Below are 12,661 nucleotides of genomic sequence, written 5' to 3' on the forward strand. Positions count from 1 at the left end.
GGCCCTGGCACGTGCCCTGGCGACCTCGCCTCGGGTGCTGGTTCTGGACGAGCCGATGTCGGCCCTGGACGTGACCGCCCGCCAGCAGCTGCGAGAGCTGCTCGCCCGTCGCGCCCGCGAGGAGCGGCTGACGGTGCTGCTGGTCACCCATGATGTGGTGGATGTGGCCGCGCTCGCCGACGAGGTCGTCGTCCTGGAGGCCGGCAGGGTGGTCGAGTCCGGTCCCGCCGCGCGCGTGCTCACCGCCCCGACGAGCCGCTTCGGGGCCCGCCTGAGTGGCATGTCCGTCCTACCGGGAACCATCGACGGCGACGCGCAGAGCCCGGGGCTGGTGCTGGACGGCGGCACGCGTCTGGCCGCGCGTCCCGGGCTCGCGGATCTGCCGCCCGCCGGGCAGCCGGGGCTGGCCCTTATCCCGCCCGACGCCGTCGCCCTGTACCGCGCCGAGCGACCGGACGTCTTGGCCACCGGCGCCGACGCCGACCCTGATGTCTGGCCGGGGCGGGCCGCTTCGGGGCCGGCGACCGGCGGCAGTCCGCGCAATGCGCTGCCCGGAACCGTCACCGGTGTGGACCCGACCGGCGGCCTGGTCACTGTCACCGTGCGGGTGGTCGGCGGCCACCTGGTGACGGCGACCGTCACCGCCGCCGCCGTGGCCGAGCTCGGGCTGCGCCCGGGGGCGGCGGTGACCTGCGTTATCAAGGCCGTCCAGATACGCCTGGTGCCCCGCCGCGGTGACCGCTCCCCTCACCCAAACCGGCACTAATAACATGCCGAAACCGGCACTTATAACGCACCGAAACCGGCACTAATGACGTGCCCAAACCGGTCGATGCGGTGGCCGGCCCGTGCGCATCGACCCGGCGCGTCAGCCGGACACGCACTGCACGACCTTGGGGTACGTTTGACGACCCCGGGGTGGTCGTGAATTGCACCCCAAGGTCGTGGATCGGCCCCCAAGGTCGTAAATTAGCGGGCGCCACCGGCCATCACCGGCCCTCGGCGTCGTCCATGCCGCGCACGCCGAGCAGCCACATGAGGTACAGGCCGCCACAGGCGGCCGAGAGCAAACCAACCGGGATCTGGAAGGGCGCCAGCAGGCGCTGCGCCAATAGGTCGGCGATCAGCAGTAGGGCGGTTCCCATGGCGGCCGAGACCGCCAGCGTCAGCCCCGGGGTGCGAGCGAGCCGCTGTGCCAGCTGGGGCGCGGCCAATGCGAGGAACCCGATGGGACCGGCCACCGACACGCACACGGCCGCGAGCACCACGCCGTAGCCGACCATGGCGGCCCGCAGCCGCCCGACGCCGACTCCCAGAGAAGCGGCAGCATCGTCGCCCATCTCCAGCACAGCGGCAGGACGGCTGAACCACACAGCCAGCGGGATGAGCACGGCGGCACCGAGCGCCAGCGGCCGCACCTGCGCCCAGGTGATGGCGTTGAGGGAACCGTACTGCCAGGCCTTGGCCACCTCCGCCTCCTCAATCGTGGCGCGGGTGAGCAGGTAGTCGTTGAACGCGGACAGCGTCTGGGACAGCGCGATGCCGGCGAGCACGATGACCTCCCCGGCGCCGCCGCGTCGGGCCGCCACCGCAACGACGGCGGCGGCGGTGGCGAACCCGCCCAGTGTGGTCCCCAGGGCGATCGTGGTCGTGGACGAAGCGGCGGACAGGAGGATGATGAGCAGGCCGCCGGTAGTGGCTCCCGTGGTGAAGCCGACGATGTCGGGGCTGCCCAGCGGGTTGCGGGACAGGCTCTGGAACAGGGCCCCGGACAGTGCCAGCATCGCCCCGATGAGGGCGGCGGCCACAACGCGGGGCAGCCGCTGCCCGAGCACGATGAACCGGTCCAGATCGCTGCCGCCGCCGGCTAGGACACGCACCGCATCGGCCGCGGACAGGTTGTAGGCGCCGGTCAGCACGGCGAGTACGGCCACTGCGAGGGCGAGTGCGAGCAACGCGACGACGACGACCAGACAACGGCGGCGCACCAGCAGGCTGCGGTCGCCGCCCAGCCGTATCCGCATCCGTCCGGCCGGGTAACCCGCACCGGCGGGCCGGGGGCGTGGGGCGGCGTCGGCGCGCGCATCCGGGGCGCTCATGCCTCCCCCACCCGTCGGGGTCGCAGCACCATGCTGAGCAGCACAGGACCACCGATGAAGGCGGTGACCACGCCGGCCTCCAGTTCATCGGGGCGGATCACCACCCGCCCCACAATGTCGGCGCTCAGCAGCAGGATCGGACCGGCCAGAATGGAGGCGGCCAGCAGCCGCTGCTGATCGGCCCCGAGGACGAGCCGCAGCACATGGGGCACCACCAGCCCAACGAAGGAGATGGGGCCGACCGCCGCCGTCGCCGCTCCGCACAACAGGGTGATGGACACCAGCGCCAGGCCGCGGGCCCGCCCGGGCCGGGCCCCGAGGGCGGTGGCCTGCTCATCCCCCAGGGCCAGCACGTTGAGGGTATGACCGGAGATGAGGGCGAGAGCCATGCCGGCGAGCAGGAACGGGGACACCCAGGCCAGAAGGGTGGCGTCGCGGCCTTCGAGGGCGCCGACCACCCAGAACCGGTAGGAGTCGAAGGCACTGGTGTCATACATGGTGATGGTGCCGGTGATGGCGCCCAGGCTGGCCCCGAGTGCGATCCCGGCCAGGACGAGCCGGGTGGGGCCGGCCTCTCCGGTGCGGCGGGCCATGAGGTGCACAAGTCCGGCGGCGAGCGCCGCACCCGCGAAGGCGAACCAGAGGTAGCCGGAGACGCGGGTGATTCCCAGCAGCCAGACGGACAGCACCACGGCCAGCGCGGCGCCGGCGTTGACGCCGAGAATCCCGGGTTCGGCCAGCGGGTTGCGGGTGAGGGCCTGCATGACCACCCCGGCCACGGCCAGGGCGGCGCCGGTGACGACGGCGAGGATGGTGCGGGGTAGGCGCAGCCGCCAGACGATGATGGAGGCGACCGTGGAGTCGTGGGCGAGCAGCCCCTCCCAGGCCTCGCCCAGTCCGAGGGGGCGCGAGCCGACGGCGAGGCTGAGCAGGCACAGCAAAATCAGTAGCCCGGCACCGGTCAGCGCCGCCCCGGTACGGAGGCCGCCGCGAGCGGGCCGGGGGCGGCGCGCTGCCCGGGCCGAGGCTGCGGGTGAGCTGAAGATGACCACCGTCTCCTCCCTATGGGCGTGAGCGGGCTTGAACAACACCAGGGAGTTTAGGATAGCCTCAGCGTATGACCCTTCTTTGTTCTCGCCGCACCGCACTGAGTGTGCTCGGTGCCGCAGCTGTTGTCCCTGTCCTGGCCGCCTGCTCCTCCAATTCGGCGACCTCCACTTCCAGCGCGTCAGCCGCCTCCGAGGCCTCATCCGCGGCGGGCGCCGCCACCGACGCGGCGACCGACGCCACCGTGGCGGCAGATGGAACCGTCCCCACCACCATCCCCGACGGGATGGGCTCGGGCGAGGGCGACGACGTCTTCCCGCGCACCGTCACCCACTTCCTGGGCGACACCACGATCGAGGCCGCACCGGCCCGGCTGGTCATCATCTCCACCGGCCAGCTGGACGCCGCCGTCACGCTCGGCGTCGTCCCGGTGGGCGCCACCTCCGGGGACGGCGCGGGCACCGTGCCCGACTACCTGCCCAAGCTGTTCCCCGACGACGCCGAGGCGCTGGCCGCCATCACCGACGTCGGCTCGCGCACCGAGCCGAGCGTGGAGGAGATCGCCAACCTCAACCCCGACCTCATCCTCATGAACATCTCCGGGAAGGACGCCGAGTCCCTGTACTCCTCCCTGAGTCAGATCGCCCCGACCGTGGCCACGCAGGGCACCGGCCAGTACTGGAAGCAGGACTTCCTCCTACTCGCCGACGCCCTGGGTAAGCCGGACACGGCGCAGACTTGGCTGGACACCTTCCACAGCGACGCCGCCGCAGCGGGCGAGGGCATCGCCGATGACGTCACGGTCTCCCTGCTGCGCAAGAACGGTGACCGCACCCGCATTTTCGGCGCTATCTCCTTCGCCGGGTCGGTGCTGGCCGACATGGGGGTGGCCCGCCCGGACACGCAGACCTTCACCGACGACACCTCTGTGGACATCTCCGAGGAGGAGCTCGACCAGGCCGACGGCGACTGGATCCTGTACGGGGTGCAGGGCGGCGACGCGACCGAGCTGACCGACATGTCCCTATGGGAGACGCTGACGGCGGTGGCGGCCGATCAGGCCGTCCAGGTGGAGGACGATCCGTTCTACCTCAATGCCGGCCCGACGGCGGCGCGGTTCGTCATGGACACCGTCTCCGAGACCGTCAAGTAGTGGGCTCGGCCAGTAGCGTCGCGGAGCGGGACGCCGCGGGCCGGGGCGGAGCAGTGCTCCAGGCTCGCGGCGTGTCCCTGTCCTACCACCCCGAGCACCCGGTCATCGCGGATCTGTCCGTGCGCGTCGAGCCCGGGGAGGTGACGATGATCGTGGGCCCCAACGCCTGTGGGAAGTCGACGCTCCTGCGTGCGCTCAGCCGGGTGCTCACCCCCACCGCCGGACAGGTAGTGCTCGACGGCGAGGATGTGGCCGGTATCAAACCCAAGCGCTTCGCCCGGCGGGTGGGCATGCTCGCCCAGTCATCCATCGCCCCGGCCGGTGTCACGGTCCATGAGCTGGTGGCGCGCGGCCGCTACCCGTATCAGTCGATCCTGCACCAGTGGTCCGCGCAGGACGACGCCGCCGTCACCCAGGCCATGGAGCGCACCCACGTGACCGAGCTGGCCCGCAGGCGCGTGGCCTCCCTGTCCGGTGGACAGCGGCAGCGGGTGTGGATCGCCATGGCGCTGGCCCAACGCACCGACGTGCTGCTGCTGGATGAGCCCACCACCTACCTGGATCTGGCGCACCAGGTGGACGTGCTGGAGCTGTGCCGGGAGCTCAATGAGGAGCTGGGCACCACCATTGTGGCGGTGCTGCACGACCTCAACCAGGCGTGCCGCTACGGGGATCGGGTGATCGCCATGCGGCAGGGGCGGATTCTCGCCAATGGCGCCCCGGCGCAGGTGGTGACGCCGCAGCTGGTCGAGGAGGTGTTCGGGCTGCCGGTGCAGGTGGTGCCCGACCCGCTGACCGGCACCCCGCTGGTGCTGCCGCTGCCGCGCAGGAGGCAATAGCCTGCAGGAGCCGCGCGTGTTGCCAGGCACTGGCAATACCTGGCGACGGGTGCCGGAGTGGTTCTAGCCTTGTCGGCGAGGACCAACCGATGCGGGTTGTCTGCCCGCATCATCCCGAATCGAGGAGTATTCGTGAGCGCTATAACCCTGCCCGAGACCATGCGCGCCGTCATTATGCGCGGCCCCGGGGACGTCGTCGTCGAGGACGTTGAGGTCCCCCGCGTCGTTAAGCCCACCGACGTGGTCATCAAGCTGGCCGCCGCCTGCATCTGCGGCTCCGACCTGTGGCCCTACCGGGGCCTGGAGCCGGAGCCCGTCAAGGACCGGCCGATGGGCCACGAGTACGTCGGCACCATCGTGGAGGCCGGCGAGGAGGTCAAGACGCTCAAGGTCGGCGACTTCGTCATCGGCTCCTTCATGCTCTCGGACGGCACCTGCGAAATCTGTCAGGCCGGATACCCGTCCCGCTGCGTCAACGCCGGCAGCTACACCGGCTCCCAGGCGCAGTACATGCGCGTGGAGCTGGCCGACGGCTCGCTCGTGGCGGTGCCCGGCGGCGAGCCCGAGGACCCCGACCGCCTGGCCGACTATCTGGCCGCCTCCGACGTGCTGGGCACCGGCTGGTTCGGCGCGGTGGCCGCCGAGGCCGGACCGGGCAAGACCATCGCCGTCGTCGGCGACGGCGCCGTGGGACTGTCCGCGGTGCTGGCCGCCAAGGCGCTCGGCGCCGAAAAGGTCATCGCCTTCTCCCGGCACGAGGACCGTGCCGCCCTGGCCCGCGAGTTCGGTGCCGACGTCGTCATCCCCGAGCGGGGCGAGGAGGGCGCCGCCAAGGTCAAGGAGCTGACCGGTGGTTACGGCGCTCACGGCGTCGTCGAGGCGGTCGGCAACCAGGTCTCCATGGATCAGGCCATCGCTTCCTGCCGTCCCGGCGGCTACGTCGGCTTCGTGGGCGTGGGCCACGACCAGCAGATCGACGGCACCGGCCTGTTCTTCTCCGAGGTGCACCTGCACGGCGGCCCGGCACCGGTGCGCCGCTTCCTGCCCGACCTGATCCGGCGCATCCAGGCCGGCGAGATCCACCCCGGCAAGGTCTTCACTTCGCGCATCCCCATCGACGCCGCCGCCGAGGGCTACAAGGCCATGGATGAGCGCCGCGAGATCAAGGTCCTGCTCGAGGTCTGATCCGCACGGCGGCCGAGCCCGCGCCCGTCTCGCCCATCACCGTCGACTGAGACGCATGGGTCGGGGCGGGCGCGGGCTTGTCCCACCGGAGTCGTGGTGACCCTGGCCGTGCCTGAGTAAACCGTCGTCACCGGCGCCCATCCCGCGTGCTGCGCGACGTGAAGGCATTGAACGAGTAGTGACAGGAACAGAAACCGTTCGTAGACTGAAGTCATGATGGTCACGGAAGTGTCAGATGTTGACCTCGAGCGCCTGGATGAGTTGTGCCGACGCTTCGGTATCGCTGGCCTTGACATCTTCGGATCCGTCGCCCGCGGCGAGGCCAACTCCTCCAGTGACATCGACCTGCTCTATCAGCTCGAGCCCGGACGCAGCCTCGGGTGGGAGATAGAGGACCTGTCCAACGAGCTCTCTGTCCTGTTTGGGCGGCCGGTCGACCTTGTCTCCCGTCGTTCCCTGCATCCGCTTATCCGCGAACAGGTTCTGGCGGATGCGAAGCCCATCTATGCCGCGGCCTGAGTACCTGTTCCTCAGCGAGATGCGGGAAGCGGTGTCACGTATACGTGAGATCGTCGGGAACTCGGACGCCGACGAGATTGTCGCTGACCCGCTGCGGGCTGACGCACTGATGTGGAACTACATGGTGCTGGGCGAAGCGGCAATTAAGATCTCCCGCTCCTATCGCGACGCTCATCCAGAGATTGTCTGGCATCGCCCAATAGGGCTTCGTAATCGAATCGTCCACGGATATTGGTCAATCGACATGGATGTTCTCGTGACGACTGCAAAACGCGACCTGCCAAACTTGGCCGAGCATCTGGACGCAGCCCTCAACGACGACAATCCTCAGTGTTAATCGAGTTATCCCTGCCACCAGGGTGGAGAAGGTCTTAGCGGTGGTACGCGCACCCGCGGGATCGTTCTTCAGCGCCATGGCGCTGCCCACCTCGACGTCCTGCTGGGCCACTGCGGGCGAGACCGCTACCTCGCCCTCCTGCTCCGGCAAGCGCCCCGCCGTCAGACGGGTGCTGCCGCACAGGGACGACGCGTCCAGCGCATAAGTGAACTCGGTAGCGCCGCCATCGCCCATGCGGCCGATCCACACGGCGCCTTCATCGTAGGTACGCGCGCCGTCCCCGGGTGATCCGCGCCTGAGGGCATACGGTGGTGCCATGAGCGAGACCGTGACGGAGCGCCGCTGGCGCGACGACCTGCACCTGGCCCACACGATCGCCGACCAGGTCGATCCCCTCACGCAGGCGCATTTCGACGCCCAGGACTTCGAGGTGGAGACCAAGCCGGACCTGACCCCGGTCACCGCTGCCGACCGGGAGACCGAGCGCATCATCCGCGACTACCTCGGCCGTGCCCGCACCCGGGACTCGGTGCTCGGTGAGGAGTTCGGTACCACCGGCCACTCCCCCCGCCAGTGGGTTATCGACCCGATCGACGGCACCAAGAACTTCGTGCGCGGCGTGCCCGTGTGGGCCACGCTCATCAGCCTGGTGGAGGACGGCGAGGTCGTCGTCGGGCTGGTCTCCGCGCCCGCGCTGGGGCGCCGCTGGTGGGCGGTCAAGGGCGGCGGCGCCTGGAGTGGCCGGTCGTTGGCCAGTGCGCGGCGCCTGCACGTGTCCAGCGTGGCGAGCCTGGAGGACGCCTCCCTGTCCTACTCCTCGCTGTCGGGCTGGGCGGAGCGCCGGCGGCTGCGCGGCATGCTGTCCCTCATGCAGGAATGCTGGCGCACCCGCGCCTACGGGGACTTCTGGTCCTACATGCTGCTCGCGGAGGGCGCCGTGGACCTGGCCGCCGAGCCGGAGCTGGAGCTGTATGACATGGCGGCCCTGGTGCCCATCGTCACCGAGGCGGGCGGACGGTTCACCTCCCTGTCCGGTGAGCCGGGCCCCTGGGGCGGCGACGCCGTGGCCACCAACACTCTGCTGCACGAGGCGGTGCTGGAGCACCTCTCGCAGGAGACCGACTGAGGTCGGTTCCACACGCGCGGATACCCATGCGGTGCTCCGGGCCCGGTAGCCTCTCAGGGAACTAATCGCACCCGATCCCTGGGAGCCTCATGAACTGGCTGCACGCCGTCATCCTCGGCATTGTTGAGGGCATCACCGAGTTCCTGCCCGTGTCCTCCACCGGGCACCTCAACATCGTTGAGAAGCTGCTCAACTACGACATCGACTCGGTTGGCATGACCGCCTTCACCGCCATCATCCAGGTGGGCGCGATTCTGGCGGCCGTCGTCTACTTCTGGGGCGATATCGTGCGTATCGTCACCGCCTGGTTCAAGGGGCTGGCCAACTCTGAGGCGCGCACCGACCCCGACTACACGCTCGGCTGGGGCATCATTCTGGGGTCGATCCCGGTGGCGATCGTGGGGCTGGTGTTCAAGGACTTCATCGAGATCACCGCCCGTTCCCTGTGGGTCATCGCCGGGGCGCTCATCCTGTGGTCGGGCGTCATGTGGCTGGCCGACCGGCGCAGCGACGGTCCGAGCGGGGCCGCGCACACCTCGACCGGCAAGGGCATGCGGGAGGTGTCCATCAAGGACGCCCTCATCATCGGCTGTTTCCAGGCACTGTCCCCGGTGTTCCCTGGCATCTCCCGCTCGGGGGCGACGATCTCCGCGGGTCTGTTCCTGCGCTTCGACCGGGTGACCGCCACCCGCCTGTCCTTCTTCATGGGCATTCCGGCGCTGCTGGCCGCCGGCGCCCTGGAGGCGGTGACGGCCGCCGGGGACATCTCCGCAACGGTCGGCTGGGGGGCGACGGCGATCGCCACTGTCGTCTCCGGCGTGGTCGCCTACGCCACCATTGCCTGGCTGCTGCGCTTCGTCTCCTCCAACAAGTTCACCGGCTTCCTCATCTACCGTGTCATTCTGGGCGTGGCCATCATCGCGCTGGTCGCCACCGGCACCGTCGCTGCCTGAAGCTCGACAACATCAGCCCGGCAGCCTCGGCTCAGATACCTTCCGACAAGGGCACCGTCGCTGGCCCTAGCACCGCAACGCTGCCTGAAAGCCGCCTGCGTTAAGCGTGGCCGATTCGTGTCGGTGGCCTGTGAGAAGCTGCCTTCATGCGGATCCTCCACACCTCCGACTGCTGTTCTTGCCTCCGTGCTCGCCATTGCGTCGACGCGGCCTAGCCGATGATTCCCGAGTGACGGTAGACTTCCATGACGAAGCCCATGAAGTACCGAGATCTGGCCCGTCTTCTTACCAAGGCGGGTTTCACGGCGCGGCCGGGAAAAGGGGATCACGAGGTATGGCGTTGTGGTCAAGTCACCGTGGTCATCACGAGGACCTCGGAGGTCTCTCCGAAAGTCACCCGCGATGCGCTGCGCGCCATCGAAAGGAGCAAGACATGGCCCGGAGCCTGACCGTCACGGCAAGCCGTTGGGACGGCGGCTGGGAACTTGAACTCGACGAGAACCACCACACTCAAGTGGCACAACTCGATCGCGCGCGGCAGCAGGTCGTGGACTACCTCGACACGATTGATGACAGCACCGAACACTCCAACTGGGCCATCACGATCGTCCCCGAGGCGGACTCACCCGGTTCGGTACGCGCCGCCGAAGAGACCAATACCCACGACCAGGTCCTACAAGGATAGGAGTGCCTGAAAGCCGCCTGCGTTAAGCGTGGCCGATTCATGTCGGTGGCCTGTGAGAAGCTGCCTTCATGCGGATCCTCCACACCTCCGACTGGCACCTGGGGCGCACCTTCCACGGGCGCGTCCTGGATGATGCCCACGCCGCCTTCGCCGATCACCTCATCGAGCTGGTCGAGGCCGAGGGGGTCGACGCCGTCGTCATCTCCGGGGACGTGTACGACCGAGCCATCCCGCCCGCCGATTCCGTGCGCCTGCTGGATGACACGCTGTGCCGCCTCACGGACCGTACGCGCGTGGTGCTCACCCCCGGCAACCACGACTCCGCCCGGCGGCTCGGCTTCGGCGCCGACCTGCTGCGCGAGGGGCTCGCCGTGCGCGCCCGCACCGCCGAGGTGGACCGCCCCGTCCTCATTCCCGACGCCGCCGGACGCCCCGGCCTGTACGTGTACGCCCTGCCCTACCTGGACCCGGACGCCGCCCGCGAGTCGCTATCGCCACTGCTCGCCGAACGCCTCGGGGAAACGCCTCACGCCCCCGAGGACTCCGACGACGGCGCCGCGGCGCAGGCGTCCGACAGCCCCATCGCCACGGGTACCCGCCGTCTACTCGCCCGCAGCCACGAGGCCGTCGTCTCCGGGGCGCTGCGGCTGGTGGCCCGTGATCTCGCCTCCCGCCGCGGCAATGACGGCGAACGGGTGCCCGCCCTGGTCATGGCGCACGCCTTCGTCGTCGGCGGGCAAGCAAGTCCCGAATCCGAGCGGGACATCCGCGTGGGCGGCGTCGACTCGGTGCCCGCAGGCGTGTTCACCACGCTCGGCGGCTCCCCGCTGGCGGACGCCTCCGGCGGGCTCGATTATGTGGCCCTCGGTCACCTGCACCGCCCCCAGGAGCTGCATCCGCCCGCCCTGGGCGACGTCGACGGCGCCGCGGAAGGCTCAGGTGTCCCTGCCAGCCCGCGCCTGGTCTACTCGGGCAGCCCACTGCCCTTCTCCTTCCCCGAGGCCGACGCCGCCAAGTCCTCCGTCCTGCTGAATATCGACGCCACCGGAGTGACTCGGCTGGAGCGCATGCCCGCCCCCACCCCGTACCGTGCCACCACGCTGCGCGGCCCCTTGGAGCAGCTGCTCAGTCCCGCATTCGCTGCCCACACCCGCGACTGGGTGCGCATTGAGCTGTCCGGCCCCATGCCGCCCCACACCATGGCCCGCCTCAAGGATCGCTTCCCCAACCTGCTGGCCTTCTCCCACACCCGCGACGAACGCGACGAGCGCCAGTCGGTCACCATTACCCGCACCGCGGACCCGGTGGCGGTGGCGGACCGGTTCCTGACCGACATGCTCGGGCACGCCCCCGACGCCGCACAGCACGCCATTGTGGCCAGTGCCTACGACGCCGCCTGCACCCACCTGCGCCTCAAGGAGGAGAGCTGATGCGACTGCACCGCCTGACCATCACCGGGGTGGGTCCCTTCCCCGGCACCCAGACCATCGACTTCGATCGCTTCACCGGCTCCGGGCGCTTCCTGCTCACCGGGCCCACCGGCTCGGGCAAGACCACCATCATCGACGCCATCGTCTTCGCCCTGTACGGGCAGGTGGCCGACGCCGACGGCTCCTCCAAGCAGCGCATCCGCTCCACCCTGGTGGACCCCACCGACCCCAGCGAGGTCGAGCTCGTCTTCTCCACCTCCGCCGGCGTCTACCGCATCCTGCGCACCCCGGAGTATCTGCGTCCCAAGCGACGCGGCAGCGGCACCACCAAGCAGAACGCGTCGGTCAAGCTGTGGCGGCTGGCGGCCCCGGACAGCGCACCCATCGACGAACCGGTGACCCGGATCGACGAGGCGGGACGGGAAATCCGCCGCATTGTCGGCCTGGACCGGGAGCAGTTCACCCAGACGGTGGTGCTGCCCCAGGGGAAGTTCGCCCAATTCCTGCGCTCCACCTCTGATGAGCGCCACGCGCTGCTGCGGGACGTGTTCGGCACCGGCATCTTCGACGCCATGCAGGAGGAGCTGCGCCGCCGCAACCGCGCCGCGGAGCAAACCATCGACGAGGCCCGGCAACGGCTGCGCGCCCGCGCCGAGCTGCTCGCCCCGCTGCTGCCCGACACGGAATCCGCCGCCGCACCGGACACCGGCCCCGCGAGCACCCAGGGCGCCAGCACCCCGCCGCCGGATACGCCACCCTCCCCCACATCCGCTCCGGGCGACGCCGAGTCGGCTGCGCGGCCCGCCCAGCGACTCGAGGCTCTGGTGGGCGCCACCGTCCCGCAGGCGGAGGCAATCATCTCCCTGTGTGAGGACGCCGTAGAGACCGCCCGCGCCGCGGCCGCCCCCGCCGAGCAGGCTCTGACGGCGGCCGACCGGTCACGGCAGGAGGCCTCCGCCGCCGTCGCCGCCGCCACCGCCCTGCAGGCTCGGCTTGACCGGCGCTCCCGGCTCCTGGAGGAGCAGCAGCAGCTCGACGCCACGGCTGCACAGGACGACGCGGACGCCGCCCGTCTGGAGGCTGCCAGACGCGCCGCCGGTGTCGTCCCCGTGGTCAAGGCCGCCCGCGGCGCCGTCCGCACCGCCGAGGACGCCCAGGCCGACGCCGCCGACTCCCTCGCTGCCGCAATCGCCGCACCGGCGGCCACCGCCGAGGTTCGGGCCGAACTCGAATCGGCCCGTGACGCCGTTGCTGGACTGGCGCCCCTGCTCACCTCCCCGCCCCCGAC

The 12,661-nt window shown here is 70.1% G+C and carries 15 protein-coding genes; 12 read left to right on the plus strand and 3 right to left on the minus strand.

The window, feature by feature from the left end:
- A partial coding sequence (locus RWX45_RS05225; protein ID WP_316022710.1) for a TOBE domain-containing protein occupies positions 1–766 on the plus strand: 766 nt, incomplete at its 5' end.
- 223 nt (positions 767–989) lie between these two features.
- Here the strand turns inward: RWX45_RS05225 and RWX45_RS05230 are convergent.
- Positions 990–2,099: a FecCD family ABC transporter permease gene (locus RWX45_RS05230; protein WP_410050677.1), complete on the minus strand. Its 1,110-nt coding sequence runs from the start codon at positions 2,097–2,099 to the stop codon at positions 990–992.
- Entirely contained in the window at positions 2,096–3,064 is a 969-nt protein-coding gene (locus tag RWX45_RS05235) for a FecCD family ABC transporter permease (RefSeq protein ID WP_316022721.1), read from the minus strand. The genes RWX45_RS05230 and RWX45_RS05235 overlap by 4 nt, the downstream gene beginning before the upstream one ends.
- A gap of 152 nt (positions 3,065–3,216) precedes the next feature.
- Here RWX45_RS05235 and RWX45_RS05240 point away from each other — a divergent pair, with 152 nt between their 5' ends.
- From RWX45_RS05240 to RWX45_RS13460, 5 genes are all read left to right on the plus strand, one after another.
- Entirely contained in the window at positions 3,217–4,299 is a 1,083-nt protein-coding gene (locus RWX45_RS05240) for an iron-siderophore ABC transporter substrate-binding protein (RefSeq protein WP_316022711.1), read from the plus strand.
- A complete protein-coding gene (locus tag RWX45_RS05245) occupies positions 4,299–5,138 on the plus strand; it encodes an ABC transporter ATP-binding protein (RefSeq protein ID WP_410050678.1) in 840 nt (279 codons plus the stop codon). The genes RWX45_RS05240 and RWX45_RS05245 overlap by 1 nt, the downstream gene beginning before the upstream one ends.
- A 159-nt stretch (positions 5,139–5,297) precedes the next feature.
- The gene (locus tag RWX45_RS05250) at positions 5,298–6,323 is read left to right on the plus strand and encodes a zinc-binding dehydrogenase (RefSeq protein ID WP_316022723.1); all 1,026 of its coding nucleotides are present in this window, start codon (positions 5,298–5,300) and stop codon (positions 6,321–6,323) included.
- Between the two features lie 213 nt (positions 6,324–6,536).
- Complete coding sequence (locus tag RWX45_RS05255) at positions 6,537–6,842, plus strand: nucleotidyltransferase family protein (RefSeq protein ID WP_316022712.1); 306 nt, start codon at positions 6,537–6,539, stop codon at positions 6,840–6,842.
- 19 nt (positions 6,843–6,861) lie between these two features.
- Positions 6,862–7,179: a DUF86 domain-containing protein gene (locus RWX45_RS13460; protein ID WP_410050679.1), complete on the plus strand. Its 318-nt coding sequence runs from the start codon at positions 6,862–6,864 to the stop codon at positions 7,177–7,179.
- Here the strand turns inward: RWX45_RS13460 and RWX45_RS05260 are convergent.
- Complete coding sequence (locus RWX45_RS05260) at positions 7,078–7,497, minus strand: hypothetical protein (protein ID WP_316022713.1); 420 nt, start codon at positions 7,495–7,497, stop codon at positions 7,078–7,080. The two genes, RWX45_RS13460 and RWX45_RS05260, sit on opposite strands and share 102 nt — an antisense overlap.
- Here RWX45_RS05260 and hisN point away from each other — a divergent pair.
- The 6 genes from hisN to RWX45_RS05290 form a co-directional block, all read left to right on the plus strand.
- Positions 7,496–8,305, plus strand: a complete 810-nt coding sequence (gene hisN / locus RWX45_RS05265) for a histidinol-phosphatase (RefSeq protein WP_316022714.1) — start codon at positions 7,496–7,498, stop codon at positions 8,303–8,305. The genes RWX45_RS05260 and hisN overlap by 2 nt on opposite strands.
- Before the next feature lie 89 nt (positions 8,306–8,394).
- A complete protein-coding gene (locus tag RWX45_RS05270; RefSeq protein ID WP_316022715.1) occupies positions 8,395–9,258 on the plus strand; it encodes an undecaprenyl-diphosphate phosphatase in 864 nt (287 codons plus the stop codon).
- A gap of 245 nt (positions 9,259–9,503) precedes the next feature.
- Positions 9,504–9,707: a type II toxin-antitoxin system HicA family toxin gene (locus RWX45_RS05275; protein WP_316022716.1), complete on the plus strand. Its 204-nt coding sequence runs from the start codon at positions 9,504–9,506 to the stop codon at positions 9,705–9,707.
- Positions 9,692–9,943 (plus strand): hypothetical protein, encoded by a 252-nt coding sequence (locus RWX45_RS05280; protein WP_316022717.1) that lies wholly within the window; start codon positions 9,692–9,694, stop codon positions 9,941–9,943. The genes RWX45_RS05275 and RWX45_RS05280 overlap by 16 nt, the downstream gene beginning before the upstream one ends.
- A 68-nt stretch (positions 9,944–10,011) precedes the next feature.
- Positions 10,012–11,373: an exonuclease SbcCD subunit D gene (locus tag RWX45_RS05285; protein WP_316022718.1), complete on the plus strand. Its 1,362-nt coding sequence runs from the start codon at positions 10,012–10,014 to the stop codon at positions 11,371–11,373.
- A partial coding sequence (locus RWX45_RS05290) for an SMC family ATPase (RefSeq protein WP_316022719.1) occupies positions 11,373–12,661 on the plus strand: 1,289 nt, incomplete at its 3' end. The genes RWX45_RS05285 and RWX45_RS05290, both read left to right, overlap by 1 nt.

Source organism: Actinomyces sp. MRS3W (assembly GCF_032465695.1).
GTDB lineage: Bacteria > Actinomycetota > Actinomycetes > Actinomycetales > Actinomycetaceae > Actinomyces.

Excerpts from the sequence above, each read along its gene's own strand:
- RWX45_RS05230 (WP_410050677.1), bottom strand. The coding sequence starts at position 2,099 with ATGAGCGCCCCGGATGCGCGCGCCGACGCCGCCCCACGCCCCCGGCCC.
- RWX45_RS05240 (WP_316022711.1), top strand. The coding sequence starts at position 3,217 with ATGACCCTTCTTTGTTCTCGCCGCACCGCACTGAGTGTGCTCGGTGCC.
- RWX45_RS05250 (WP_316022723.1), top strand. The coding sequence starts at position 5,298 with ATGCGCGCCGTCATTATGCGCGGCCCCGGGGACGTCGTCGTCGAGGAC.
- RWX45_RS05255 (WP_316022712.1), top strand. The coding sequence starts at position 6,537 with ATGATGGTCACGGAAGTGTCAGATGTTGACCTCGAGCGCCTGGATGAG.
- RWX45_RS13460 (WP_410050679.1), top strand. The coding sequence starts at position 6,862 with ATGCGGGAAGCGGTGTCACGTATACGTGAGATCGTCGGGAACTCGGAC.
- hisN (WP_316022714.1), top strand. The coding sequence starts at position 7,496 with ATGAGCGAGACCGTGACGGAGCGCCGCTGGCGCGACGACCTGCACCTG.
- RWX45_RS05260 (WP_316022713.1), bottom strand. The coding sequence starts at position 7,497 with ATGGCACCACCGTATGCCCTCAGGCGCGGATCACCCGGGGACGGCGCG.
- RWX45_RS05270 (WP_316022715.1), top strand. The coding sequence starts at position 8,395 with ATGAACTGGCTGCACGCCGTCATCCTCGGCATTGTTGAGGGCATCACC.
- RWX45_RS05275 (WP_316022716.1), top strand. The coding sequence starts at position 9,504 with ATGACGAAGCCCATGAAGTACCGAGATCTGGCCCGTCTTCTTACCAAG.
- RWX45_RS05280 (WP_316022717.1), top strand. The coding sequence starts at position 9,692 with ATGGCCCGGAGCCTGACCGTCACGGCAAGCCGTTGGGACGGCGGCTGG.
- RWX45_RS05285 (WP_316022718.1), top strand. The coding sequence starts at position 10,012 with ATGCGGATCCTCCACACCTCCGACTGGCACCTGGGGCGCACCTTCCAC.